This is a genomic window from Cytobacillus firmus (assembly GCF_023657595.1).
Classification (GTDB): Bacteria; Bacillota; Bacilli; order Bacillales; family Cytobacillaceae; genus Cytobacillus; species Cytobacillus firmus_B.
The window spans coordinates 3,265,239-3,290,973 of record NZ_CP098323.1 but is presented as its reverse complement, the minus strand read 5'-3'; the positions used below and the strand labels follow the sequence as shown (position 1 = coordinate 3,290,973).

The 25,735-nt window shown below is 40.8% G+C and carries 23 protein-coding genes and 2 riboswitches; of the genes, 21 read left to right on the top strand and 2 right to left on the bottom strand.

Annotation, left to right across the window (positions count from 1 at the left end; translation table 11 throughout):
- Positions 1-33 precede the first annotated feature (33 nt).
- From NAF01_RS16585 to NAF01_RS16570, 4 genes are all read left to right on the top strand, one after another.
- Positions 34-879: a patatin-like phospholipase family protein gene (locus tag NAF01_RS16585; RefSeq protein WP_048011422.1), complete on the top strand. Its 846-nt coding sequence runs from the start codon at positions 34-36 to the stop codon at positions 877-879.
- A 269-nt stretch (positions 880-1,148) separates the two neighbouring features.
- Positions 1,149-2,489: a S8 family serine peptidase gene (locus tag NAF01_RS16580; RefSeq protein WP_048011423.1), complete on the top strand. Its 1,341-nt coding sequence runs from the start codon at positions 1,149-1,151 to the stop codon at positions 2,487-2,489.
- A gap of 163 nt (positions 2,490-2,652) precedes the next feature.
- Positions 2,653-3,438 (top strand): hypothetical protein, encoded by a 786-nt coding sequence (locus tag NAF01_RS16575; RefSeq protein ID WP_197247782.1) that lies wholly within the window; start codon positions 2,653-2,655, stop codon positions 3,436-3,438.
- Positions 3,439-3,527: 89 nt separating this feature from the next.
- Positions 3,528-4,103: a TlpA disulfide reductase family protein gene (locus NAF01_RS16570; RefSeq protein ID WP_163142039.1), complete on the top strand. Its 576-nt coding sequence runs from the start codon at positions 3,528-3,530 to the stop codon at positions 4,101-4,103.
- A gap of 18 nt (positions 4,104-4,121) precedes the next feature.
- On the opposite strand, the gene NAF01_RS16565 is transcribed toward NAF01_RS16570, so the two are convergent.
- Positions 4,122-4,943: an EcsC family protein gene (locus NAF01_RS16565; RefSeq protein ID WP_048011426.1), complete on the bottom strand. Its 822-nt coding sequence runs from the start codon at positions 4,941-4,943 to the stop codon at positions 4,122-4,124.
- Positions 4,944-5,075: 132 nt separating this feature from the next.
- Positions 5,076-5,239, top strand: a riboswitch (FMN riboswitch).
- 144 nt (positions 5,240-5,383) lie between these two features.
- On the opposite strand from NAF01_RS16565, the gene ribD reads away from it, so the two are divergent.
- The 7 genes from ribD (at position 5,384) to dapF (ending at position 13,061) form a co-directional block, all read left to right on the top strand.
- Complete coding sequence (gene ribD / locus NAF01_RS16560) at positions 5,384-6,481, top strand: bifunctional diaminohydroxyphosphoribosylaminopyrimidine deaminase/5-amino-6-(5-phosphoribosylamino)uracil reductase RibD (RefSeq protein WP_250800807.1); 1,098 nt, start codon at positions 5,384-5,386, stop codon at positions 6,479-6,481.
- Positions 6,481-7,134 carry a riboflavin synthase gene (gene ribE / locus NAF01_RS16555; protein ID WP_197247784.1) on the top strand — a complete coding sequence of 218 codons (654 nt, stop codon included), beginning with the start codon at positions 6,481-6,483 and terminating at the stop codon, positions 7,132-7,134. The genes ribD and ribE overlap by 1 nt, the downstream gene beginning before the upstream one ends.
- Positions 7,135-7,159: 25 nt before the next feature.
- Complete coding sequence (locus tag NAF01_RS16550; protein WP_197213934.1) at positions 7,160-8,353, top strand: bifunctional 3,4-dihydroxy-2-butanone-4-phosphate synthase/GTP cyclohydrolase II; 1,194 nt, start codon at positions 7,160-7,162, stop codon at positions 8,351-8,353.
- Between the two features lie 14 nt (positions 8,354-8,367).
- On the top strand, positions 8,368-8,844 hold the full coding sequence (gene ribH, locus NAF01_RS16545) for a 6,7-dimethyl-8-ribityllumazine synthase (RefSeq protein ID WP_048011430.1): 477 nt from the start codon (positions 8,368-8,370) through the stop codon (positions 8,842-8,844).
- A gap of 264 nt (positions 8,845-9,108) precedes the next feature.
- Positions 9,109-10,407, top strand: coding sequence for an NCS2 family permease (locus NAF01_RS16540; protein ID WP_048011431.1), 1,299 nt, complete (start codon positions 9,109-9,111; stop codon positions 10,405-10,407).
- Positions 10,408-10,707: 300 nt separating this feature from the next.
- Positions 10,708-11,952: an EAL and HDOD domain-containing protein gene (locus tag NAF01_RS16535; protein ID WP_250800806.1), complete on the top strand. Its 1,245-nt coding sequence runs from the start codon at positions 10,708-10,710 to the stop codon at positions 11,950-11,952.
- Positions 11,953-12,077: 125 nt separating this feature from the next.
- Positions 12,078-13,061: a diaminopimelate epimerase gene (gene dapF / locus NAF01_RS16530; protein ID WP_250800805.1), complete on the top strand. Its 984-nt coding sequence runs from the start codon at positions 12,078-12,080 to the stop codon at positions 13,059-13,061.
- A 17-nt stretch (positions 13,062-13,078) separates the two neighbouring features.
- Here dapF and NAF01_RS16525 read toward each other — a convergent pair whose 3' ends face one another.
- Complete coding sequence (locus NAF01_RS16525; RefSeq protein WP_048011435.1) at positions 13,079-14,917, bottom strand: DNA ligase D; 1,839 nt, start codon at positions 14,915-14,917, stop codon at positions 13,079-13,081.
- Positions 14,918-15,060: 143 nt separating this feature from the next.
- On the opposite strand from NAF01_RS16525, the gene NAF01_RS16520 reads away from it, so the two are divergent.
- The 10 genes from NAF01_RS16520 to NAF01_RS16475 all read left to right on the top strand — a co-directional run bounded on the left by NAF01_RS16520 (position 15,061) and on the right by NAF01_RS16475 (position 25,607).
- A complete protein-coding gene (locus NAF01_RS16520; protein ID WP_048011436.1) occupies positions 15,061-15,915 on the top strand; it encodes a non-homologous end joining protein Ku in 855 nt (284 codons plus the stop codon).
- Positions 15,916-16,060: 145 nt separating this feature from the next.
- Positions 16,061-16,720 carry a phosphatase PAP2 family protein gene (locus NAF01_RS16515; protein ID WP_222498066.1) on the top strand — a complete coding sequence of 220 codons (660 nt, stop codon included), beginning with the start codon at positions 16,061-16,063 and terminating at the stop codon, positions 16,718-16,720.
- Between the two features lie 66 nt (positions 16,721-16,786).
- Entirely contained in the window at positions 16,787-17,332 is a 546-nt protein-coding gene (locus tag NAF01_RS16510) for a glycerol-3-phosphate responsive antiterminator (RefSeq protein ID WP_048011438.1), read from the top strand.
- Between the two features lie 172 nt (positions 17,333-17,504).
- Complete coding sequence (locus tag NAF01_RS16505) at positions 17,505-18,329, top strand: MIP/aquaporin family protein (RefSeq protein WP_222498068.1); 825 nt, start codon at positions 17,505-17,507, stop codon at positions 18,327-18,329.
- 35 nt (positions 18,330-18,364) lie between these two features.
- The gene (glpK, locus tag NAF01_RS16500) at positions 18,365-19,855 is read left to right on the top strand and encodes a glycerol kinase GlpK (RefSeq protein ID WP_163142063.1); all 1,491 of its coding nucleotides are present in this window, start codon (positions 18,365-18,367) and stop codon (positions 19,853-19,855) included.
- Between the two features lie 194 nt (positions 19,856-20,049).
- Positions 20,050-21,714, top strand: coding sequence for a glycerol-3-phosphate dehydrogenase/oxidase (locus tag NAF01_RS16495; protein WP_048011441.1), 1,665 nt, complete (start codon positions 20,050-20,052; stop codon positions 21,712-21,714).
- 98 nt (positions 21,715-21,812) lie between these two features.
- Entirely contained in the window at positions 21,813-22,772 is a 960-nt protein-coding gene (locus tag NAF01_RS16490) for a nucleoside hydrolase (RefSeq protein WP_222498070.1), read from the top strand.
- A gap of 182 nt (positions 22,773-22,954) precedes the next feature.
- Positions 22,955-23,443 (top strand): hypothetical protein, encoded by a 489-nt coding sequence (locus NAF01_RS16485; RefSeq protein ID WP_048011452.1) that lies wholly within the window; start codon positions 22,955-22,957, stop codon positions 23,441-23,443.
- Positions 23,444-24,145: 702 nt separating this feature from the next.
- Positions 24,146-24,228, top strand: a riboswitch (ZMP/ZTP riboswitch).
- An 83-nt stretch (positions 24,229-24,311) separates the two neighbouring features.
- On the top strand, positions 24,312-25,193 hold the full coding sequence (locus tag NAF01_RS16480; protein WP_048011443.1) for a bifunctional 5,10-methylenetetrahydrofolate dehydrogenase/5,10-methenyltetrahydrofolate cyclohydrolase: 882 nt from the start codon (positions 24,312-24,314) through the stop codon (positions 25,191-25,193).
- A 213-nt stretch (positions 25,194-25,406) separates the two neighbouring features.
- Complete coding sequence (locus NAF01_RS16475) at positions 25,407-25,607, top strand: cold-shock protein (RefSeq protein ID WP_009332508.1); 201 nt, start codon at positions 25,407-25,409, stop codon at positions 25,605-25,607.
- Positions 25,608-25,735: the final 128 nt, after the last annotated feature.

Below are 25,735 nucleotides of genomic sequence, written 5' to 3'. Positions count from 1 at the left end.
TATAGCTTTAAAAGATAGAAAGGAAGATGAAAGGTGATCAGTGAAACGGGTCTGGTGCTTGAAGGCGGAGGCATGCGTGGAGTGTATACAGCCGGTGTTCTAGAATATTTTCTTGAACAGGACCTCAGCTTTCCTTATGTTATTGGTGTTTCTGCAGGGGCATGCAATGCCGCTTCTTATTTGTCCAAACAGAAGGGCAGAAACAGAATTGTAAACGTGGATTATGTAACAGATCCGCGATATATCTCATGGCGCAATTTCTTTAAATCGCGTCAGTTTTTCGGAATGGATTTTATTTTTGATGAAATACCGAATAAGCTGGTCCCGTATCACTACGAAGAGTTTTATAAAAACCAGTCTGAATTTGTAATTGGAACAACAGATTGCCATACAGGAAAGCCTGTTTATTTCAATAGAAAAGACTATGGGAAAGATATGCTGAAGGTTTTAAAAGCATCCAGTTCCCTGCCTTTTATTGCACCTGAGGTCGATTTTAATAAAAGGGTCCTCCTTGATGGAGGAATCAGCGATCCTATACCAATCAAAAAAGCACAGCAGGATGGATTCAAAAAAAATATAGTAATCCTGACAAGAAACCGGGGTTATTCCAAAAAGCCGTCTAAATTTGCTTTTATGGTAAAAAGGAAATATCCGCATTATACCGGGCTGCAAAAAGCATTGGCAGAACGGTACCTGACCTATAACGAGACCCTTCGCTATGTAGAGCAGGAAGAAAAGAAGGGGACAGTTCTTGTCGTCCAGCCGCAGGAGCCGTTAACAGTGGGACGGATGGAACGAAATCCTCAAAAATTGGATAAGTTATATCTCCAGGGATATAATGATGCCAGAAAATCATTTGAAAGAATTAATCAATTCTAACCGTATCTATCAGGATGCGGTTTATTTTTATTAGGATAAAACTCATATCTTTTCGACATTAAGGATTGGAAAGAAAAAAAGATTTTGTTGAAAATAAGGCTAATATACCTGTGGCTGTTTAAATCTATGGATTTTAATGTAAAAAATATGAGTTTTAAGTTGTGGATTTTGGTTTTGGGACAGAGGGGTATGTCGAATAAGAAAGATTGCCGGCATCTTTATTTCGAATATAATGAAAATTAGAAAATATAAGGGGGTCAATATACAAAATGAATATGAAAAAGGGCATCGTAACGGGTGCATTAAGTTTGGCATTATGTGCCTCAGCTGTTTTTGCGGGTTCTGCCGGCGTTGGACAAGCCCAAATGGCTGAAAAGAACTATTTAGTCGTTTTTAAAGATGAGGCAAATCTGCCTGCAGGGTATGCAGATTTAGTGAAAAAGGCTGGAGGGCAAGTAGAGAATAAGCTGAACAAATTAGGAGCTGTTGAAGTTTCTTCAGCTAATCCTAACTTTCTTAATGAAATCAGAAAGTCTTCCCTTGTCTCGGCTGCCGGCACTGAAAATCTCATTTATCCCGAAGCTCCTGCAGTGGAAGCAGATCTTCCATTAGATGGTGCGGATTTATATAACAGTCTGCAATGGGACATCAAACAAGTGACAAATGATGGGGCATCATGGAATCTTCCAGGAGGAACTGGAAAGGCCGCTGATGGCAAAGATATTGTTGTTGGGGTAATCGATACAGGTATCGACTATAATCACCCGGATCTTAAGGAAAATTACGCATATGGTAAATCATTTGTTCCCGGTTATCCAGATCCAATGGATGAAAACAGCCATGGAACACATGTTGCGGGATCCATTGCAGCAAAAGGAAGAACGATGGGGGTTGGACCAGACTTGAAGGTAGCGGCTTACCGTGTATTCGGTCCTGAAGGCGGAGCAGCTACTTCCCATATTGCCGAAGCTTTAATGACAGCTGCTGATGATAATGTTGATGTTGTTAATATGTCTCTTGGCGGATATGACTGGTTCCAGAATCCTGAGTATGCAACAAAGGATACTGTAGCAGACGTGCAAATGTTTAACAGAGCCATCAAATATGCGATTCAAAAAGGTGTTACTGTAGTTGGCTCAGCAGGCAATAATGCAGTTGATTTAAAAAGTCCGGGGCAGCTGTCAGGTTCAGATAATGGTGCCACACACAGAAGTCCAAGCAGTCAACTGATGATTCGGGTGTCTGCGGGAGGAGCTTTAAAGAATCTTGCCTTCTATTCCAATTATGGTGTCGGCAAAATTGATGTTATGGCTCCAGGTGGAGACTTGGGACCAAACTATGATCCAAATACTGGAGCGGGCAGGGATAATACTTACTTGGCATTAGCAACAATCCCTGGCGGAGGCTATGGCTATAAGGGAGGAACTTCAATGGCTGCTCCGAAAGTAGCGGCACTTGCAGGTGTGATCATTGCAAAACATGGTAAAGACAACATCTCTCCCGCACAAGTTAAGCATATCATTCAAACTTCATCTGAAGATATCTTTAAACCTGGGTATGACGAGCAATCTGGCCACGGGCTAATAAATGCAGTTAATGCGCTAAAATAATCCAATTAATCAGGCTGGCGGAAACTTTCCGTCAGCTTATTTTTATAAGTGAAATTTGCAAAATAAAAAGAGCTCCTGCTAATAAAATCCTCTTAAAATTCATTTTTATTGGACCTGATTAATAGAATATAGAGAGAATAAAAATAGCAGGGGAGACTTACTGATGAATATCCAGCACTATTACCTGAAAACAGCTGACATCTCTTTGAATGCAAGCCTAACTGCACTTATGCCGCCATTTTTCTTCCTATTGATATTCTTTAACAAATTTCCAGGGAATTTCATTATTATCTTGTTCCCTTTTATTATTTATAGCTTTTTGTGTCATCAAATATATCTTCTGAATAAACAAAGGGCAGCCGAGGCAGCGGCAAGTAACTTTTATTCTATTGGACAAGCCCCTCTGCCTTTTTTGCAGCAGTCAAGAGTGCTGATCGCTTTTCTGCCGGCCCCTTCTCTCAGAATGGTTATTTTTGATCCCGAAGGAAGGGTGATAGGTGAAATAAGAGATATGAAAATGCGGAAGCTTCGCTGGTTCCTGCCTTATTTTATCGACCGATTCTTTCCAAAAAGGCTGGGAATTTATGACTATACTGATAATCTTGAGGCATCAATCATCATCCGTAGAAAGGGAATCGAAGTCTTGTCTTCAGATGGTCACTGCAGGGAAATTATCGAATTAAAAAAGGAAGGAAGCACACTGCTGTTTCAGAATGGAGATATGCAGTATGCCGTTCCTAAAACCTTTTTGCATACAGATCTGCAGGTACTAGATGATCAATCGAATAGAATTGCCCGTGTTCGCAAAGGGTGGATGCCATTTGAGTGGAGTAAGCGCTTTAAGGATCCAAACACACCTGTCCTTTCTTTTAATATTAGTCTGGATGCAAAAGAAAAGCGTAGAATTTATGCCATTTTTGCGGCTCTGTTTCTTTATCGCAATCATTAAAACCATGTGCACATTTATAGATTCTGGATTCCCCATATAGTATGATAAATTCAGTTTAAGTATAGGGAATTCAGTATAGAGGTGTTGGAATGAAAAAGTTTTTACTGGCAGCTGCTGTTATTGTCCTTTTGCTGTTCATTGTTGACAAGACCATTCTTAAGGAAAAGGGAGTAGTAGAGCAAGCTGGACAAATGCAAAAATACGATAAAATTGAAGATCCTGAGGATTTGCCTATTGGTCTGGAGAAAGGCAGCCTTGCTCCAGATTTTGAACTGACAGATATGGAAGGGAATCCGGTGAAACTCAGTGACTACAGGGGCAAAGCTGTGCTTCTGAATTTTTGGGCAAGCTGGTGTCCTCCATGCCGCGCGGAAATGCCGCATATGGAGAAGCTTTATAAAAAGTACAAAGATAAAAAATTCGATATTCTTGCCGTAAATCTCACAAACACTGAAAAGAATAACGGAGACGCTGAGAAGTTCGTGAAAGAGCTGGGTCTGACTTTTAAAATCCCTATGGATGTAAAAGGCACTGTTGGTGCGGATTATAATATTATGGCCTATCCTACAAGCTATTTTATTGACTCTGATGGAGTTATTAGAGAAAAAGTTTTGGGAGCCTTAAATGAAGAATATATGGAGAAGGAAATCAAAAAGCTTCCATAAACAAACCGGAGAGCCATATTAGCTCTCCGGTTTTATATCTGCAATCATATCCTGGTGAAGTCGATTAACGATTACCCTTTTTCTGTATAGCATAATGCCGGCTTCTGCAATATCATTAACGGCAGAGCGATTTATGAATGCCCCAAAAAGCAATCCGGCAATAGGGATCATTTGGAAAAGTTTTTTCCACCCTATTTGGTCCCTGTACGAAAACACAACCTCTCTCCAGCCTTGAAGCTCAGAAACGACTTCCCTTTTTGGTCCTTCTTCTTTAGCACCAAACATGGTAAGCTGCTGCAGAATAGCTTTTTTTCCAACAATATCACTGGAGACAAATTGAAGGATTTTGACGATGAACATTCTTTCATTTTTATCTGCAGGATCGAAGCCATAGCAAATCGCAATATCCTGCAGTGTTTTTAATTGAATGCCGAGGAGAAGAGGGATATCAATGGTCAGGGTGAAAATCCCTCCGACTCCAGTTCCCGCACCCTGCAATGCAGCGGTTCTTTTTCTGTTTGAGGTTAGCTTTTCCGCGGCTGCATCCATCTTTACTATGGGCAGGGCTTCTACATCCTGCAAGGTATGGATATTCTGTCCAGGATAATAATTCTTTAACGCTGCTGCCGAACTTAAATATCTTCCTCCTGATTGAATATACGTGCCAAGTTCATCAAGAATCACTCCAACCTTTTTTTGTATGAACTCCGGTGTGAATCTATCAATAAGTTTGAAAGGAAGCCTCCCGAGCTTCTCCCAAAACCACAAATCACCTTGGTCTTTTTCCCATTCTTCGCATTTCTTTAATTCATTTATCAGCTGTTCTTTCGGTTCAATCATTAGTATCGCCCTTTCATTCCTTCTTCTATATTTTAACTATACGGCTGGTTAAAGCAAAAGTTTCACTTCTTTCACAACCAATTCTCTTTGTATATTCCGGCTATTCATGGTAAGATTCTTATAATAGAATAGGATTTCCTTCGGGGCAGGGTGAAATTCCCAACCGGCGGTGATGAGGGTACGCCCTCTTAGTCCGTGACCCGGTTTTATTTAGCAGAGATAGGTGCTTAATAATAGCGGTGGATTTGGTGAAATTCCAAAGCCGACAGTGAAAGTCTGGATGGGAGAAGGAATGAGTATAGTAACGCGTTCAAAATTTCTTTTTTTTAAACGCTTATTTCGTCATGTGTTTTTGCCCCGTTTCACCTAGCTGGTGTACGGGGTTTTGCCGTTTCATACTTAATTTGGAGAAATTGTAAGGAAAGGAGGATTTTCATAATTTGAACCACCAGGAATATATGAAGTTAGCCATCAGTCTGGCAGCGGTAGCCAAAGGACAAACAAGTCCTAACCCGCAGGTGGGTGCGGTTGTTGTTAAAAATGGTGAAATTCTGGGGATGGGTGCTCACCTGAAGGCGGGAACTCCCCATGCAGAAGTCCATGCGATTGCTGCGGCTGGCGATGAGGTTAAAGGGGCTGATATTTATGTCACTCTTGAACCGTGCAGCCATTTTGGCAGGACTCCACCATGCGCAGACTTAATTATTAATTCAGGGATTAATAGGGTTTTTATTGCTTCTGACGATCCAAATCCTCTGGTTTCAGGCAAAGGAATCGAAAGGATGCAGGATGCCGGTATTGACGTGGTGACCGGTCTGTTGAAAAAGGAAGCAGATGCCCTAAACGAACCATTTTTCCATTTTATAAAAACAAAGACACCATACGTAACCATTAAAGCAGCTTCATCGTTTGATGGGAAAACAGCTGCAAAAACCGGTGACAGCAAATGGATTACCTCTCCAGAATCCAGGCAGGATGTACACCGTCTACGGCATGAACATGACGCAATACTTACAGGTGTAAATACAATCATTCACGATAATCCCCTTTTAACCGCCAGGCTGCCCCAAGGCGGAAAAAATCCCATTCGAATTGTTTTAGATACAAACCTCAGAATTCCGGCTGACGCAAATGTCATCCGAGATCAGTCTGTTAAGACCATCATCTTTACCGGCTGCGAAATAGATTCGACAAAAGCAGAGGAAATAAGGAAGTATAATGCAGAAGTTTTTTCTTTTCCTGCTAATGAGGTGCCGATTAAAGAAGTATTAAAAAACTTAGGTGAAAGAAACATCATGACTTTATTTGTTGAAGGCGGGTCTGAGATCCATGCTTCATTTATTAAAGAAGGTTTCTTTCAGCAGATGATCCTCTATATGGCTCCTAAAATTATTGGAGGCAATAAGGCGATTCCATTTATTGGCGGGGATGGTGCCGACTATGTACAAGACTCCCCTGTACTGGAATTCACAGAAATCAAAAGGATTGGCGGAGACCTTAGAATTACCGCAAAACCGCTGAGGGAGGCCAGGCAATAATGTTTACAGGAATTATTGAGGAGCTTGGAACAGTAAAAAAAGTAGTTCAGCAAGGCAAGGCAATGAAACTGACGATACAGGCCTCCGAAGTATTATCAGATGTTCAATTGGGGGACAGCATTTCGGTTAATGGCGTGTGTCTTACGGTTACGGATTTTGCAAAAAATGAATTTTCAGCAGATGTCATGCCCGAAACATTCAAAAGCACTTCGCTTTCTGCCATTAAAGAACGAACAAAAGTCAATTTGGAGAGGGCGATGTCGGCAAATGGCCGTTTTGGCGGGCACTTTGTGACAGGGCATGTGGATGGTACAGGTCAAATCATCAAAAAGGCAGCGAGTGAGAATGCTATTTATATACAAATATCTGTGCCGCCTGCCTTAAGCCATTTGCTTATCATGAAAGGCTCTATTGCAGTAGATGGGATTTCCCTTACTGTATTCGGCAATGAAGACAATACCGTTACCGTCTCGATCATTCCACATACAGCGAGTGAAACGGTACTGGGCTTCAAAACTGTTGGAGACATTGTTAATCTCGAATTCGATATGCTTGCCAAGTATCTATATTCCTTCATGAACAGGCGGCAGGAGACCAAACCGCCTAAAGAAGGAATATCAGAAGGATTCCTTAAGGAAAACGGCTTCTTATAATTAGCAAAAGGAGGGGCAATAAACCATGTTTAGTGAAATACATGAGGCATTGGAAGATTTAAAAGCGGGGAAAGTCATCATTGTCTGTGATGATGAAGACAGGGAAAATGAAGGAGATTTCCTGGCAATCGCGGAATATGCTAAACCGGACACCATCAACTTTATGGCCAAAGAAGGCAGAGGCCTGATCTGTACACCTATCACTGAGGAGCTGGCTGAAAAGCTGGAACTGAATCCGATGGTAGAGGTGAACACTGACAGCCATGGAACAGCTTTCACAGTCAGTATTGACCATGTGAAAACCACTACAGGCATCAGTGCCTTTGAGCGTGCTTTCACGATAAAGGAAATGCTCGAGAGTGATGCTAAGCCTTCAGACTTTTCCCGTCCGGGACATGTTTTTCCGCTCGTTGCGAAAAAAGGAGGAGTCCTTAGAAGGGCAGGACATACAGAAGCTGCGGTAGATCTTGCTCGCCTTGCCGGTGCTGCACCAGCCGGGGTTATCTGTGAAATCATGAAAGATGATGGAACAATGGCGCGTGTGGATGACCTTGAAATAGTAGCGGAAAAGTTCAACTTGAAAATGATTACGATTCAGCAATTGATAGAGTATCGCTTAAAACATGACTCCATTGTAAAAAGGGAAGTGGAGATTCAGCTTCCAACAGAATTTGGAGATTTTAAAGCAGTAGGCTATACAAACACTGTCGATGGAAAAGACCATGTTGCTCTTGTAAAAGGAGAAATTGATGAAAATGAACCCGTATTGCTTCGTGTTCATTCAGAGTGCCTGACCGGAGATGTATTCGGGTCTAACCGCTGTGACTGCGGACCGCAGCTTGAAGCAGCACTGGCACAGATTGAGGCAGAAGGCCGGGGAATTCTTTTATACATGAGACAGGAAGGACGCGGCATCGGCCTGATTAATAAATTGAAAGCCTATAAGCTGCAGGAAGAGGGATATGATACCGTTGAGGCAAATCATAAGCTCGGGTTTAAGGACGATCTTCGCGACTATGGGGTAGGTGCACAAATCCTAAGGGATCTGGGAGTGAAAAAAATGCGCCTTTTAACCAATAATCCCCGCAAGATTGCAGGTTTGGGCGGCTATGGGCTGGAGGTTGCAGAACGGGTTCCTCTTCAAATGCCTGCCAAATCTGAAAATGAGAATTACTTAAAAACAAAGAAAACGAAACTTGGACATTTATTACAATTTTAAGGGAGCGATTTGAGATGAAAAAAGTAATCGAAGGACATTTAGTAGGAACAGGATTAAAAATGGCAATTGTCGTGTCGCGTTTTAATGAATTCATTACGGGCAAGCTTTTAAGCGGAGCGGAAGATGCACTTAAGCGCCATGGAGTGAGTGAAGAAGATGTGACAGTAGTATGGGTTCCTGGAGCATTTGAAATCCCGCTTGCAGCTAAAAAGCTATCCCAATCCGGAAAATTTGATGCAGTTATTACACTTGGCACAGTAATCCGCGGAGCAACTCCGCATTTTGATTATGTCAGCGGCGAAGTGGCAAAAGGGGTCTCATCAACAGCATTGCAAAGCGGTGTCCCAGTTATCTTCGGAGTTCTAACAACTGACACAATTGAACAGGCTATTGAGCGTGCCGGCACTAAGGCTGGAAACAAAGGATGGGAAGCAGCAGTCGGAGCAATTGAAATGGGCAATTTGTATAGACAGTTATCCGATGGTGAATAAGGTATCATTTTTTATTCAGACGGAACGCTTACTACGATCGACTTGATCATATAATTATACAGGTGCAGTTATGCTGACCTGTTTCTATCAAAATCGGCGGGACAATTCTCGCCGGTTTTTTTTAGGTATATCTGAACAGACGTCTGACCTTTCTATTGGCAGAATGAATTTTTTTTGTTAAAATACTGCTTGTGGCTCACCCGTGTTTACTTCTGCGGGGAGAGCGGGTAGGGAGAGGGCTAATTGAATAGATAGGTAGTATTTATGAATAAGTGGTTTAACCGGCTTTTTCAGCTGAATTCAAATGGAACAACTGTTAAAAGGGAGGTTATGGCTGGGGCAATCGGCTTTTTTACGATTGTTTATATTATCGCAGTTAACTCTCTTATTCTCTCTGAAGCAGGAATACCTTTGGAAGCAGCTATTTTTGCAACCATTATAACCTCGGTGGTCGGCTGTTTGATTATGGGGTTTTGGGCAAATGTACCGATCCTCCTTGTGCCTGGAATGGGAATCAATGCTTTATTCTCCTATACTATGGTCCAGTCCATGGGCTTATCCTGGCAGGAAGCATTGGCTGTAGTGTTCATATCCGGTCTGATCTTTGTTTTCGTGGCTTTTTCGCGATTTGCACAGACATTAAGTGAATCAATTCCACATTCACTTAAAGAAGCGATAACAGTGGGACTGGGGCTTTTCCTGATGCTGATTGGACTTGAAAAAGGCGGAATCGTTGAAAAAGGGACAAACTCCATTATTGCTTTAGGTGAGCTGGGAGACCCGCAAGTGCTTGCAACCATCTTAACGTTCCTGCTGGCCATCATTTTATTCATGCGGAATGTGCCTGGAAACTTTTTAATTACTGTTGTAGCAGGAACACTGATCGCATGGGCTTTTGGGCTGATAGATGTGCAGAAGACTGATGAAAAGTCGTTCGCGCTCTCTGATTATATGGAAGTATTTGGAGCAATGTCATTTGATAACTTGCTTTCCGTCACTTTTTGGATTGCCATTTTTTCTTTGACAATGGTTTTGGTATTTGAAAATATCGGATTAGTCCATGGTCATGTTGGTTTTATTAACAGGCCGGAACAGTTTAAGCGTGCTTTTCAGGCAAATTCTGTTTCAGCATTATTGTCCGGTATTTTTGGGACAAGCCCGACTGTTGCAACGGTTGAAAGTGCAGCAAGTATGGCTGCCGGGGGACGTACAGGATTGACAGCAGTTACAACCGGGATGCTGTTTGTGCTATCCGCATTCTTTATTCCTGTTATTAAGTTGATCCCCAACAGCGCGATTGCCCCTATTCTGATCATTATTGGCGGACTAATGCTTCAAAACATCCGCAATCTTGATTTAAAGGATATGAGCGAAAGCTTTCCGGCTATCTTTATCATTGCCATGATTCCGTTCACTTACAGTATTGCGGACGGCATTGCCATTGGATTTATTCTTTATCCAATCTTAAAGATTTCGATAGGTAAAGCAAAGGAAGTTTCATTTGCTTTATATGTCATAGCTGCTTTGTTTTTATTCAACTTTGTTTTTCATGTGATTAGTTAATATAGATTATGGGATGCCTTTATATCGGGCATCCTTTTTCTTTGTATGGAAATGCTGTTTTCGCAAGGTTTGCTGCTTTATATATATTATTTGCTGAGTTGATTGGAGCGAGCAGCCTGGAGCGGAAATCAACGGACAACTTTAATAGCAGAAAAAAATTAAAAAATGAGCCTGCAAAAAAAAGGGAAATTTTAATTAAAAATATAAAAATTTCTATTTATTCAACAAGTTTCGACACGCGTAATAACTAACTTGAGTTAAAATAGGACTATAGTATTAGGTGTTTTCGGAGGTATGTCAATGGAAGTGTTTGTAGCTAGACAGCCGATTTTCAACTCAAAGGAAGAAGTATTCGCTTATGAACTTCTGTATAGAAATAATCAGGTGAACGCTTTCCCTGATATAGATGAAGATCAGGCTACAGCTGAAGTTATCATTAATAGTTTTTTTAATATAGGAATCGATCAGCTATCTGAAGGGAAACCATGTTTTATAAATTTTACGGAAAAATTACTGAAGCTAAGGGTGCCTGCTTATTTTAGGCCCAGGGAGATTGTTGTCGAAATCCTTGAAACGGTAAAGCCGAGCGCAGAACTTGTCAGGATATGCAAGGACTTAAAGGAGCTTGGCTATCAGATAGCGCTGGATGATTATGTATTTAATGAAACCAACCCCTTTGCAAGGCAATTGCTGAAATATGCAGACATCATTAAGGTGGATTTTCTTAACACCCCAAAGGAGATGCGGGAAAAAATAGAATTGCTTGTTAGCCAGCTCAGAATAAAAACAGTAGCTGAAAAGGTTGAGACCAGAGAGGAATACGAGGAAGCCAAAAGCAAGGGGTATGATTATTTTCAGGGTTACTTTTTTGAAAAGCCTGTCATTATGTCTACACATGATGTACCAGCATATTTTCAATCCTATTATGAGATGATCCAAAACCTGTCAAAAGAGGAGCCAAGTCTTGACCGTATAGCCGAATTAATAGAACGTGACATATCACTGTCTTATAAGTTGCTGAGACTAATAAACTCACCGGCTTACCGTCCTAAGCAAAAGATAAATTCAATCCGGCAGGCCATCGTTCTCCTGGGTCTGATAGAACTTGAAAAGTGGATCTATGTACTGGCCGTAAGGGAAAATATCGTTCATCATTCCCAAATGGCAGAAGAGACCATCAGGTTATCAATGACACGAGCAAAAATGTGTGAGGAAATAGGCAGACTCCAAATCGGAAAAAGCGTTTCGTCAAGCTATTTTATGACTGGAATGTTTTCATTAATGGATTCATTGCTTAATATCCCGATGAAGCAAATTCTTGATGAGCTTCCCCTGCAGGATGATATTTGTGAAGCCCTCCGCGGGGAAATTAATCATCTTAAAGTGATACTCGATCTTGCTGTTGCAGTCGAGAAAGCACAATGGAGCAGAATCAGTGAAATGTGCGAGAAGCTGAATGTTGATGAAAAAACCATTTTTAAGATCTATTCAGAAGCATTAGCCTGGTCCAGTCAGCTGCTGAACCCTGAAAAGATCACAAACTAAAGCCCAAGGTTTGTAGAACTATATTCTCCGAGTCTATATTATATAGAAAACAAATATTGAATAATAAAAGCTTTTATGGCACTCTTATCTATAAGTTGAATTACTATTGATCTGGAGGTATTACATTGAATATTGAACTATTGAAATGTCATGGATCAGGAAATGATTTCTTTATTATAGATGAGATGTCCAATACGTATCATTTTACAGAAGAGAATCGTGCGGAGCTAGCCAGAGCTATATGCGACCGCAGCACCGAGCTGGGCTCAGATGGAATTCTTTTCGTACTAAAAAGTGATAAAGCAGATGCCCGGATGCGTGTTTTTAATCCGGATGGATCTGAAGCCTCAATGTGCGGAAATGGGTTAAGATGCGTCGCCCGTTATGTTTGTGAACTTCTTGGGCTGAAAGAAGCTATCATTGAGACCATGAAAGCTGATTTGCAGGTGAAAAAGCAAGAAGATATATTTGAGGACATTCCGACTTATCTTGTTGAAATCTCACCTGTTTCATTCGATTTGAAGGATCTTCCTTTAGTTCTTGATAAAGATACTGTAATTAATGAAAAAGTGAGCGGGATTTCAGATGAATTAGCTTTTACAGCCTTATCAGTCCCTAATCCTCATTTTGTTTCCATTGTGGAGAAAGAGCAAATAGCATCAGACCTGCAAAAAGAGATCAGCGAATATTTGAATGGACCGAATGAATTCTTTCCTGATGGAGTAAATGTCAGCTTTGTAAAGCCGCTAAAAAAAGGGCGGATTTATGTACGAACATTTGAACGGGGAGTAGGATTTACCAATGCCTGCGGTACTGCCATGTCCGCTTCGACACTTGTCACTTGCATGAATGGGCTTAATAAAATCGAAGAGCCTGTAGAGGTATATAATAATGGCGGAAAGGTGCGCTGTGTAGTCCATGAAGAGAATGGCAGGCAATCCATTGACTTAATTGGAAATGCGAGCTATGTTTACCGCTGTGAAGCAGAGACTGACATGGATAACCCTGCAGAGTTTTCCCTTTCCCCGAAAGAGGAATATACTGGAGAAATTAAGCAGTATGCTAAACTTCAGGAATTTGCTCAGGCAGTACTTAAAGAGTGGTTGTAGGATAAGGCATCAAGGCCTTATCCTTTTTTATTATGTTCCTTTAAAAACTCCAGCACTGGTGAAAACGGCTGAATTTCCTTTGTTTGAAAATAAGTGTTAAAAGGATCGCCATCACTGTTTATTCTTTTAATCATATTGGTTATTTGAAACCTTTCCATAGTGAGCTTTTCGTTAACTTCCTCCCAAAACAGCGGAGCTGCAACAGTCGCCGATTTATTTCCTCTGGGTGAATAAGGGGCTATAATCGTCTTACCTTCTGCATGCTGGATATAGTCCACATAAAGCCGCCCACCCCGGTGTTTCTTCAACCTTTCAATTGTAAAAGAATCCGGGTCTTTGTTTAGGAGATACTGGGCAATGAACTCAGTGAAAAGCCGTGTATCATCAAAGGTATAAGCATTTTCCGGCAAAGGAATATAAACTTGCAGCCCTTTATTGCCTGATGTTTTAACGAAGCTGATTAATTTAAGCTGATCCAGCACCTCTTTAATATAAACAGCGGCTTTAATGGCGAGAGGAAAAGCCTCCCGGGACGGCGGGTCCAAATCAAAAACGATTTCACTTGGTCCGGAGCTTGCGATCGTTTTGAACGGTATATGATATTCAAAAGCAAGCTGGTTGCCAAGCCACAACAATGTTTTTAGATTATTGCAGACAATATAATCAATACCTTCTGACATTTCCGTTTCGACAAAATCCGGTGCGTAATCCGGGCAATTTTTCTGGTAGAAGGGCTCTGCAAAAATCCCATGCGGATACCGGATAACGGTTAAAAGCCTGTTTTTTAAAAATGGCAGCATATAGGGTGCAACTTCTCTTAAAAAATGAATGTAATCAATCTTTTGAATAGCCGGAGTTTCCCATAATGGTTTTTCCGGATGGGTGATTTCTATTTCTGGAGGCAGGTTTTTCTGCTGCTGTATAAATTGATCATATGTACAGGCATCAGGCTTCAAATCGAAACGAAACTGGTGAAAGTGCGGCTCCCGCATTTGCTCCTCATAGATCTCGAGGTATTTAACATCCACACAGATTGCAGGTTCTACATATATGAATTGGCTGTTTTCATCTGCTTTATTTTCTTTAATTATTTGAAATAAGGCTTGTTTTTCATCAGGCTTCAAGCCAAAAAGAAACTGTCCGATTCCTATGACAGTATCCCCCTGATATATCCCGGCATAAAAGTATCCATTAGATTTTTCATAAGCAGTGATAAAACAGGAAACGTATTTCCAGTTTTTGAATTTCAGCCATAAAGAGGTTCTCTTTCCTTCTTCCCATTTATTCTTCATCTGCTTGGCCACAATTCCTTCACCGTCATGAAGAACGATTTTTTCCCATAGCTCCTTAAAACTGGGGTATGGGGGAACTAATTGAATCAGCCTGGAGTCCTTCTCGTCAGGTTTTAAGGGCAAATCACAGCTTTTAAACAAAGCTTCAAGCTCTGATTTTCTGGCAGAGTACTCTTTATCGGCAATTTTTCTGCCATTTATCATCAGGATGTCAAAAACAAGAAAACGGCAGGGAGCTGTTTTGGCTTTCTCAAGAATCTTTTTTTCAGATCTCATTCTCCCCCTGACCTGAATCGACCCAAAATGAGCTTTATAGGCATTTTCCAGCAAGACTACCTCTCCATCTAATATAAGCGGAAGGTATTGTTCAAATTTATCTTTGTGCTGTTCCAAAAAAGCATTAATCTCCGGGAAAAGGTTTAATAAAGGTTTATCGTTTCTGCTTGTCAGTCTGGGTTCCTTGTCCCAGTGCAGGATCCCTCTAAAACCATCATATTTTGCTTCAAACAGCCATTCTTTCTCTTCCGGAACATCGAAAGTTAATGTAGGAAGCATAGGTCTCATACAATTTGGCCTCCTTTACAATCGTCATTATAGTTTTGGCAGTTGCCGCTAAAACTACTCAGTTTCCAATTCTTTTTGCGTATCTCCTTTTTTATTAATACACAAATTATGACTATTACATCAAAATGAATGGGAGTCTGACTATGCATACAATGTGGAAAGGAAGCATCAGTTTTGGGCTGGTTAATATACCAATTAAGCTGCATTCGGCTACAGAAGATAAGGATATCAAGCTGAGAAATCTTCATAAGGAATGTCATTCGCCAATTAAGTATGAGAAAACATGTCCTGTTTGTGAAAAGGAAATTAAGAACGAGGATATTGTAAAAGCTTATGAATACACAAAAGGAAAGTTTGTTGTTTTAGAGGATGAGGATTTAGAAAAGCTTAAACAGGAAAATGAGGATAAAGCTGTAGAAATTATGGACTTTGTAAAAATACAGGAAATTGATCCAATTTACTACAATCGCACCTATTATATGTCTCCAGGGGACGGGGGAGGGAAAGCTTACTCCCTTTTAAGAAAAGCGCTCGAGACGTCTGAAAAAGTAGGTTTGGCAAAAATCATTATCCGCTCCAAAGAACAGCTGGCTGTTGTCCGTGTATATGAAAATACTCTTGTCATGGAGACGATCCATTATCCTGATGAAGTACGCAAGGCTGCGGATGTGCCAAATGTGCCTGCAGAAGACAAAGTGACAGATAAGGAGATCGATACTGCCATCATGCTGATTGATCAATTAACCACAGAATTTAAACCTGAAAAATATAATGATGACTACCGGACAGCTCTTTTGGAGCTTATAGAAGCAAAACGGACTGGCAAAGATATCGTCACACCTGTTGAAAAAGAGCCTGCGGCAAATGTTACCGACCTCATGGCTGCCCTTCAGGCATCAATTGATAAAACTAAACCTGCTGATGCGGAAACAAAGAAAAAACCTGCAGCTAAAAAGAAACGTGCTTCAACAAAAACAAAGGCTAAAAAGCAAGCTTGATGAACCGAAACCGAATTTGCTGATGCAGACTCGGTTTTTTACTGGGCGGATTCGTAATTTCGAGGATGCGGCTCACTCTGATCCGAAAAAAAATGTTCCGTTCATGATGTTTTGTGGTAATTCTAACTAAAAAGGATATGAGTGAATGAACTGGAGAAATATAACACGTAAAAACATATTTTACTTAACGCTTGCCGCCTCTATCATAGCCGGATTTTTGCTGCTATTTATCGAAATAGTGGATGAACTGAAGGAAGAGGAGCTAATTCATTTCGATGAGTCTGTGATCAAGTATGTCCAGGCATTTATTTCTCCCCGGCTCACAGAATTTATGAGTGTAGTTACTTTTTTGGGGTCGGTAAAGTGGCTGGCTTTTTCGGTACTTGCAGCAGCTGTTCTTTTGTTCCTGTTTAAAAAGAGATCACTTGCATGGTTCATGGTTCTTTCATCGGGTCTCGGAGCACTTTTTAACCTGCTCTTAAAATGGATTTTTAAAAGAGAACGTCCGGATATCAGACCTCTGATTGAAGAGCAGGGATTCAGTTTTCCGAGCGGACATTCAATGGGATCTTTTATTTTTTATGGCTCACTTGCCTATATGATCATTCATCTGGCAAAAAGAAAGCGCTGGAAGGCTGCATGGACATTGATGCTGAGCAGCTTTATCATAATGATTGGATTAAGCCGCATTTATTTAGGTGTTCATTTTCCAAGTGATGTAATAGCCGGTTTTGCAGCCGGGGGTGCCTGGCTGACCATCATGATTATTGGATTCCGCTATTATGAGTACCGTAAAGATTTATAAATGGGTATTGAGAAATACGCACATTCTTAATAACATAGGGGAATAACAGAAATAGGAGTGGAACGAATGAATCAAAAAATTTTGCCGGCATCCTCCAATATGAAAGAATTTGAAAAGTTCCTGAAAAGCCCTTATGAAATTGGTGTATTTCTCGATATGCATATTTCACAGCTGAAAAATGTTTCACAGATGGCTAAAGCGCAAAACAAAAAAATGATTTATCATGTTGACCTGATCCATGGCTTGAAAAGCGACGACTATGCCGTTGAATATATTTGCCAGGAATACAAGCCGTACGGGTTAATTTCTACTAAATCCAGCGTCATCCTGAAAGCGAAGCAAAAGGGAGTGATTGCAGTCCAGAGGATTTTCCTCATCGATTCGCATGCACTTGAAAAAAGTTATAAATTAATCGAGAAAACCAGGCCGGACTACATAGAAGTGTTGCCGGGTGCCATGCCATGGATGATAAAAGAGGTAAATGAACGTTTGAATACCCCTATATTTGCCGGAGGACTCATCCGCTCAGAAGAAGAAGTGAAGAATGCGCTTAAAGCAGGAGCAGCTGCCATTACTACATCAAAAATAGAATTATGGGAAAGGTTTTCATAAAAATGTTCTAGAAACGTTTGACAACGTTTTCATAGACTTGTATACTCGGTTTAACAAGTTAATTTATGTGTCGGAGATTAGGAGATTCACACAGTTTAGCCTTTGTAGGCTTAATCTGTCGTGAATCTCCTTTTTTGTTTCCGATCAGCCAAAATGGAAAGGGGATTTTAAGATGTCTGCATTTATGGGAGAAATGATTGGAACGATGATCTTGATTGTTTTTGGAGGAGGCGTTGTTGCCGGGGCGAATTTAAAAAAGACTTTTTCTTTTAATGGAGGATGGATTGTTATTACGATTGCCTGGGGGCTTGCTGTAACGATGGGGGTTTTTGCTGTAGGCTCGATCAGCGGTGCACACTTGAACCCTGCTGTAACCATCGGATTTGCGCTTAGCGGTGTTTTCCCGTGGCAAGACGTGCCCAGATATATTCTGGCTCAGGTCCTGGGTGGGTTCTTGGGAGGGGTGATTGTATTCCTTCACTATCTGCCGCATTGGAAAGAAACAGAAGACCAGGGTGCAAAGCTTTCTGTTTTCTCAACAAGTCCTGCCATTCCCCATACATTTTCAAATTTATTGAGTGAAATAATTGGGACGTTCATTCTTGTATTGGGTTTGATGTTTATAGGAGCAAATCAATTTACTGAAGGGTTAAATCCGATTGCTGTTGGCCTTCTTATCGTTGTTATCGGCATGTCGCTCGGCGGGACAACGGGCTATGCAATTAATCCTGCCCGTGACCTGGGACCGCGTATTGCTCATTTTCTTCTTCCCATTGCAGGCAAAGGGAAATCGAACTGGGGATATGCATGGATTCCGGTAGCTGGACCAATCCTAGGGGGATTAATGGGCTCAAGCTTCTATCAAGTGATGTTCGATGGCAAAGCTTCAGGTATGTTATGGGCAGTGCTGGGTGTTAATATAATAGTATTAATTCTTTCGTATATTTTTGGCAAAAAACAGCCTGGAGAAGTTGATTCTTCTAAAGTTGCTGCATAAATAAGAGTATTGAACGAGATTGGGAGGAGTTCATTATGGAAAAATATATTTTATCATTAGATCAGGGGACTACAAGTTCACGAGCTATTCTATTCAATAAAAAAGGCGAAATTGTCCACACGGCACAAAAAGAGTTCACACAGCATTTTCCAAAGCCTGGCTGGGTTGAACATAATGCCAATGAAATATGGGGTTCAATTTTATCGGTGATTGCAGGTGTCTTTTCAGAATCCGGCATAAAGCCTGAGCAAATTGCCGGCATTGGCATTACAAACCAGAGGGAAACTACTGTTGTTTGGGATAAAGAAACGGGAGCACCGATTTATAATGCGATTGTATGGCAGTCAAGGCAGACCAGCGAGATTTGTGATGACTTGAAAGAAAAAGGCTATAACGGTCTGTTCAGAGAAAAAACCGGCCTATTAATTGATGCATATTTCTCAGGAACAAAGGTGAAATGGATATTGGATCATGTGGAAGGGGCAAGGGAAAAAGCGGAACAGGGAAAATTATTGTTTGGAACCATTGATACATGGCTAATATGGAAGCTATCTGGAGGGAAAGCGCATGTGACCGATTACTCCAACGCCTCCCGGACATTAATGTTTAATATCTATGAACTTAAGTGGGATGAAGAGCTCCTAAATATTCTTGGAGTCCCGAAAGCGATGCTGCCTGAAGTGAAGCCATCTTCCGAGGTGTATGCTAAGACCATTGACTATCACTTTTTCGGAAAGGAAGTACCCATCGCTGGTGCGGCGGGGGACCAGCAGGCTGCGCTGTTTGGACAAGCATGCTTCGAGAAAGGAATGGCTAAAAACACTTACGGCACTGGCTGTTTCATGCTTATGAATACAGGCGAAAAAGCCGTGCAGTCTGAACATGGACTTCTAACAACCATTGCCTGGGGACTTGAGGGGAAAATTGAATATGCATTGGAGGGCAGCATTTTTGTTGCCGGCTCTGCTATTCAATGGCTCCGAGATGGGATGAGAATGCTTAAAGATGCAAAGGACAGTGAAAGCTATGCTAAAAAAGTGGACTCTACAGATGGAGTTTATGTAGTTCCGGCTTTTGTTGGCCTTGGGACGCCATATTGGGATAGTGATGTAAGGGGAGCAGTTTTCGGAGTAACACGGGGAACGTCCAAAGAACATTTTATCAGGGCGACACTTGAGGCACTGGCTTATCAGACAAAAGATGTCCTCTCTGCGATGGAAGCGGACTCTGGCATTGAACTTAAGACGCTTAGAGCTGATGGGGGTGCCGTGAAAAATAATTTCCTGATGGAGTTCCAGTCAGATATTTTAGATGTTCCTGTTGAGAGGCCGGTGATTAATGAAACTACCGCTCTGGGGGCAGCTTATCTTGCGGGATTGGCTGTCGGGTTCTGGAAATCACAGGAGGAAATCGCTGAGCAGTGGGCAATTGACCAATCATATCATCCTTCGATGGATGATCAAGTGCGTGAAAATCTTTATCAGGGCTGGAAAAAGGCTGTAAAGGCAGCTATTGCATTTAAATAATCAGAAGCAAGTTTTTTACACAAATCATATCTTGTATGTTATAATGATCCTAAGTTAATAGTTCGGCAGGAGATGCGGAGAGACCACAAAATCATTATCGTCTTATCGATAATGTATTTTGTGGTCTCTTTTTTATTCCCTGCTTTAAAAGGGTAGTTACAACTACTAGCCTTTTAAAAAAGGAGGAGACAACCATGACATTTTCTAATTTAAATCGTAATGACATGATAAATACACTTACAGCCGAAGAATTTGATCTTCTGATTATTGGCGGCGGCATAACGGGAGCTGGGATTGCTCTTGACGCGGCCACACGGGGAATGAAAACGGCGCTCGTTGAAATGCAGGATTTTGCAGCGGGAACCTCCAGCCGTTCAACCAAACTGGTTCACGGAGGATTAAGGTATCTTAAGCAATTCGAAGTTAAAATGGTAGCTGAAGTCGGAAAAGAGCGGGCGATTGTATATGAAAATGGGCCACATGTAACTACACCGGAGTGGATGCTGCTTCCAATGCATAAAGGAGGCACATTTGGAAAATTCTCAACTTCTGTCGGTCTTAGAGTTTATGATTTTCTTGCAGGCGTCAGAAAATCTGAACGAAGAAGTATGCTCAGTGTCCCGGAAACATTATCAAAAGAACCGCTTATAAAAAAAGATGGACTAAAAGGCGGCGGCTATTATGTTGAATACCGCACAGATGATGCCCGTCTTACAATAGAGGTAATGAAAGCTGCTGCAGAAAAAGGCGCTCTTCCAGTTAACTATTTGAAGGTCGAGAACCTTTTATATGATGAACAAGGTAAAGTTTGCGGAGCTGCTGCTGCAGATCAGCTGACCGGCAAGATTCATGAAATCAGAGCGGAAAAAGTCATCAACGCTGCTGGTCCATGGGTTGATTCTATTCGTGAGAAAGATGGTTCCAGGAAAGGAAAGACCCTGCGTCTGACTAAAGGTGTTCATTTGGTAATTGACCAATCCAAGTTCCCGTTAAAACAGGCAGTGTACTTTGACACTCCTGACAAAAGGATGGTATTTGCCATACCTAGAAACGGAAAAACATATGTGGGGACAACAGATACTTTCTATGATTCAGATCCCGTAAATCCAAAAATGACTGCAAGTGACAGAACATACATCATAAACGCCATTAATTTTATGTTTCCTTCTGTAAAAATAACGGAAAATGATATTGAATCAAGCTGGGCTGGTGTTCGTCCGCTTATTTGGGAAGAAGGAAAAGACCCTTCCGAAATATCACGTAAAGATGAAATCTGGGAGTCAGATACTGGATTGCTGACAATTGCCGGCGGGAAACTGACCGGGTACCGGAAAATGGCCGAAACCATTGTTGATATGCTTGCTGAAAAATTCAAGCAGGAATCGAATAGGACATTTAGCAGCAGTATTACAAAAACATTGCCCATTTCTGGAGGGAATGTAGGGGGATCATCCAAATTCCGTGAATTTATTGGGTTCCAGACTGAAAAAGGAACAAGTATTGGTTTATCAGCTGAGCAGTCCAAACACCTTGTAAATATGTATGGTTCTAACGTTGGCATCATTTTTAATATGATTGAAGCGGATAAGAGTGAAGCTGAGAATTACGGCCTGCCGATTGTATTGTGGGCAAAGTTAAAATATGCAATTAAACATGAAATGGCTGCAGCACCTGTTGACTTTTTTAACCGCAGAACAGGAGCGCTTCTTTTTGATATCGAAACGGTAAAAAAATATCAAAGGCAAGTAATTTCATATATGGCTGATGCGTTTAAATGGGATATGGCTGCTGAAAGAAATTTTGAGAACCAGCTGAACGAGGAACTAAGATCTGCAATGAAGCCTGCTGATCAGGACTAAAACTCTCCGGACGGGGAGTTTTCTTTTTATAGGAGAATTTAAACAAAAGGGACATTCCGCAGGCATACTATATTATAAATAGGGTGAGGAGGTGGGTTGTGTACAATGTTCTCATGTTTGTTGACTCTGGGGTTGACGATTCACTTGCCCTAATGTATGCCCTTCAGCATCCTGATATTAATTTAGTTGGTGTAGTCAGCGCTTATGGCAACATAACCAAAGAAGAATCCATTAATAATACTGCCTATTTACTGAACCTTGCCGGCAGAGAGGACATTCCCATTATAGCAGGGGCAAGCGGTCCATTATCCGGTGAGACTGCTGTCTTTTATCCTGAAATTCATGGGGAGGAAGGTCTGGGGCCCATTCGGCCTCCGGAGAATTTTAGCAGCAAAATAAAGGTATATGATATAGACAAAATTATTGAAATTGTAAATCAATACAAAAATGACCTTGTGATCGTTGGTGTTGGAAGGCAGACTGATTTGGCACTGCCGCTCATTCTTTATGGAAAGGATGCATATCAAGATGTAAATGCATTTTATTTAATGGGAGGTGCGTTTCTGGTTCCGGGAAATGTAACGCCAGAGGCAGAAGCCAACTTTTATGCTGACCCCATCGCAGCGGATTCAGTGCTGGAAAAAGCCAAAAACATTTATTTATTTCCTTTGAATGTAACAAATAAATCGATTATCCGGCCTGAGACGATTAATTTTATAGCAAATAATACCCAGTCACCTTTTAAAGATTTAATCAAACCTGCTTATGATTATTATTACGAAGCTTACCAAAAGCTTGTTCCGGGAATTCAGGGTGCACCTCTCCATGATGTTCTTGTTTTAAGTGTTCTTACAAATCCTGATCTTGTCAAATATGTTAAACGAAGAGTGAGAATTGAACAGTTTGGAAAGGCCAAAGGAAAAAGCATAGCTGATTTCAGGCCTAAGCCGGAAGAGGAACCGCCGGAAACAATTGATAATATCGCGATGGAGCTTGACATGGAACCATTTATCATTGATTTTATGGAGGTTTTTCTCTCTCAGAAAAAACAGAAATAGCTTTTGACACATTGTGTTAAAAGCTTTTTTATTTGTGTTGAAGGGGAATGAGAAGTTCACATAGAATGTATTAACATGGAAAACATTTGCAGTGAGTGGAAGATTCTTCTGGAAAAGTGAAAATGGCAATAATTCCATTTAACTTCGGCAGCATTAATCAAAATCAAATGGAGGCTTTCAAATTGCTGAAAAATAAAAAATTAAACATGACCCTTTCAATTCTTGGAATGGTCATAGCCATTGCCCTTGCTTACAGTGTGCTTGTCTTTTTAAATAAGGATGAATCTAAGATCCAAAAGACCTTGGCAAATGCGGAGGCGCCCGCACAGGGATTAATGTATGAAGATTTAGGAGACTTTATTGCCTCCAATCATACTTTTTATAATGAAACACTTGGCTGGGGAAGAGACCGGAAAGTCAGCTGGCCGAAACAAAGAAAACAAGCTGAACTAATCATAAACTCCCTAAAAAAAATATCAGCAGAGAATGAGGATCTGCAGAAGGACCTAGGAACAATAACAAGTCTGGCAGAAACTGTGCAGTCGGGCACCAAGGAAAAGGACGTATTAATCAAACTGCACCGGTATTTTCATGATCTGGATATAGGCTTTAATGATTATAAAGATACAACCGATTATTTTGATGTAACCGAGTACAAAGGAGAAAGCTGATCTGGGGGTGACAAGATTTTTTCTTGACAGATAACCGCATATAAGATAATATAGTGATTGAAGTATTTGAGGTATATTTTGAAGTCGTTAATTCACTTGGAATGTTCGGCAGCCGAACCTTCTATTTAGTGGAACTGCGGCTTTTTATTATGTTTTATGCTCTTTAGGATTTTGAAAGAGTAAGTATGTGTTTGTAATTAAGAATAATTTGTGTGGACAGCTTAACGCTGAATGTTCTTCTTAATCATCTTCTGTAAACCAGACACTTCTCCGTATTTTTACTTCAGTAAGTTTCTTACCATTTAATATTAAAATCTCAGAGAGCATCTAAGTCGGAAAGGATTCCGACCGACCTGATTCCCACTGGCGCGGTCTAGGAGCCGCAAGGATGGAAGAGAGGCAGGGCTTTCATTGTTTTAGGTAATAAATAATTAACTCAAATATATCACTTATAAGGACAGTATTTGCTGTCCTTTTTTATTTATTTTACAAGGCTATTTTCGCAAGGTCTGTTGCTTTTTTTGTATCTTATCTACTGAGCAGATTGGAGCGAAAGGTGCGAAATCCTCGTAAATGCATTCGCATTTTCTTCGTGCAGCGTATACTCAAGGAAACTTTTTGTAAAAAACACGAACATTTTAATAAATTTAAGTTTAATTATTTGTGTTTTTGTGCTATTATCTACTCATAAGAATAGCTTTTCAAAATCGCAGTGACTGACGACAATGCGGAATCAACCGCTGGGGAGCTGCGTCTATGTATAGCCGGTCGTCTGGGCAGAGATAAGGGATACCCTTGTCTCTTTTTTCATAACAAAATGGAAAAGCCCGCAAGCCGAATAGGTGCTTTTCCTATAGGAGGAATATGCATGGCGGAAAAAAAGATTATTCTTGATGGAACTGTTGTGGCAAAGCATGTAAAAGACCAATTAAAGAATCGAATTGAAGATTTAAAGGGAAAAGGTATTGAGCCTTGTTTAGCCACTATTTTAGTGGGAGATGATCCTTCGTCTGAAACGTATGTAAGAATGAAGGGGAATGCGTGTGAAAAACTGGGCATTATATCAAAACGTATCCATATGCCAAAGGATACAACAACACAAGAACTGCTGGAGAAAATTGCAGAACTGAATGATGATCTTTCTGTACATGGAATCCTTCTCCAGCATCCCGTACCTGGACATATAGATGAACGCAAAGCTTTTGAAGCTATTGCAATTGAAAAAGACGTTGACGGTGTTACGAGCCTTGGATATGGTCAAACTGCTTTCGGCTTTGGTGAATATCCGTCCTGTACACCTGCAGCTATTATGGAAATTATGGATTATTATAAATTGAATGCTGAAGGTATGCATGCTGTTGTCATCGGCAGAAGCCCGATCCTTGGCAAGCCGGTTTCTGCCCTTTTACTCAATCGAAATGCAACGGTCACAACCTGCCATTCATATACCAAAGACCTGCACAGGATTGTAAAGCAGGCTGATATTGTAGTTGCAGCTGTGGGAAAGCCTAACTTTGTTAAGGGTGAATGGATTAAAGAAGGGGCTATTGTTCTTGATGCCGGTTATAATGAAGGAAATATTGGAGATGCAGAGTATGACAGCTGTTTTGAAAAAGCGTTTGCTATTACACCTGTACCTGGTGGAGTAGGACCTGTTACGATTTCCATGCTTTTGAAACATACTGTACAGGCTGCGGAAAAGACACTATCTAATAAGAAAATCGTAAGTAGTCAATTTATCCCTAATTGAAAATTGATCTCCAAAGGGATTGACTTATAGATGGGTGTCGTTTATTATTAGGTTAACGCTGTAAAGTTCGTAATATACTTTTTGGATAAGTAGACGTAGCTGCAAAGAAATGTAGGCGATCGTTCATCCTCATTTCTGGCAGCTGCGGCTTTTTTATGTTTAAGTTTATATGGTACATTATAGTGAAAAACAACTTATTGGGAGGCAACACAAATGAACACAGGTAAAGTTAAATGGTTTAATGCAGAAAAAGGTTTCGGATTCATCGAATCTTCAGAAGGCCAAGATGTATTCGTACACTTCTCCGCTATCCAAACTGAAGGTTTCAAAACTTTAGAAGAAGGTCAAGACGTAACTTTCGAAATCGTTGAAGGTAACCGTGGACCTCAAGCTGCTAACGTAACAAAAGCATAATTTTGCTTAAATGAGGTGATGCATGTCTAATCATGCATCACCTTTTTATGTTTGCTTATCCACTTTGTAGCCTTCAGCATTCCTCAAAACAGATCTTCTGCAACACCTGCTTTTAGGATATGTATTTT

Coding starts and splice junctions, on each gene's coding strand:
- NAF01_RS16580 (WP_048011423.1), top strand. CDS start 1,149: ATGAATATGAAAAAGGGCATCGTAACGGGTGCATTAAGTTTGGCATTA.
- NAF01_RS16575 (WP_197247782.1), top strand. CDS start 2,653: ATGAATATCCAGCACTATTACCTGAAAACAGCTGACATCTCTTTGAAT.
- NAF01_RS16570 (WP_163142039.1), top strand. CDS start 3,528: ATGAAAAAGTTTTTACTGGCAGCTGCTGTTATTGTCCTTTTGCTGTTC.
- NAF01_RS16565 (WP_048011426.1), bottom strand. CDS start 4,943: ATGATTGAACCGAAAGAACAGCTGATAAATGAATTAAAGAAATGCGAA.
- ribE (WP_197247784.1), top strand. CDS start 6,481: ATGTTTACAGGAATTATTGAGGAGCTTGGAACAGTAAAAAAAGTAGTT.
- NAF01_RS16550 (WP_197213934.1), top strand. CDS start 7,160: ATGTTTAGTGAAATACATGAGGCATTGGAAGATTTAAAAGCGGGGAAA.
- ribH (WP_048011430.1), top strand. CDS start 8,368: ATGAAAAAAGTAATCGAAGGACATTTAGTAGGAACAGGATTAAAAATG.
- NAF01_RS16540 (WP_048011431.1), top strand. CDS start 9,109: ATGAATAAGTGGTTTAACCGGCTTTTTCAGCTGAATTCAAATGGAACA.
- NAF01_RS16535 (WP_250800806.1), top strand. CDS start 10,708: ATGGAAGTGTTTGTAGCTAGACAGCCGATTTTCAACTCAAAGGAAGAA.
- NAF01_RS16525 (WP_048011435.1), bottom strand. CDS start 14,917: ATGAGACCTATGCTTCCTACATTAACTTTCGATGTTCCGGAAGAGAAA.
- NAF01_RS16520 (WP_048011436.1), top strand. CDS start 15,061: ATGCATACAATGTGGAAAGGAAGCATCAGTTTTGGGCTGGTTAATATA.
- NAF01_RS16515 (WP_222498066.1), top strand. CDS start 16,061: ATGAACTGGAGAAATATAACACGTAAAAACATATTTTACTTAACGCTT.
- NAF01_RS16510 (WP_048011438.1), top strand. CDS start 16,787: ATGAATCAAAAAATTTTGCCGGCATCCTCCAATATGAAAGAATTTGAA.
- NAF01_RS16505 (WP_222498068.1), top strand. CDS start 17,505: ATGTCTGCATTTATGGGAGAAATGATTGGAACGATGATCTTGATTGTT.
- glpK (WP_163142063.1), top strand. CDS start 18,365: ATGGAAAAATATATTTTATCATTAGATCAGGGGACTACAAGTTCACGA.
- NAF01_RS16495 (WP_048011441.1), top strand. CDS start 20,050: ATGACATTTTCTAATTTAAATCGTAATGACATGATAAATACACTTACA.
- NAF01_RS16480 (WP_048011443.1), top strand. CDS start 24,312: ATGGCGGAAAAAAAGATTATTCTTGATGGAACTGTTGTGGCAAAGCAT.
- NAF01_RS16475 (WP_009332508.1), top strand. CDS start 25,407: ATGAACACAGGTAAAGTTAAATGGTTTAATGCAGAAAAAGGTTTCGGA.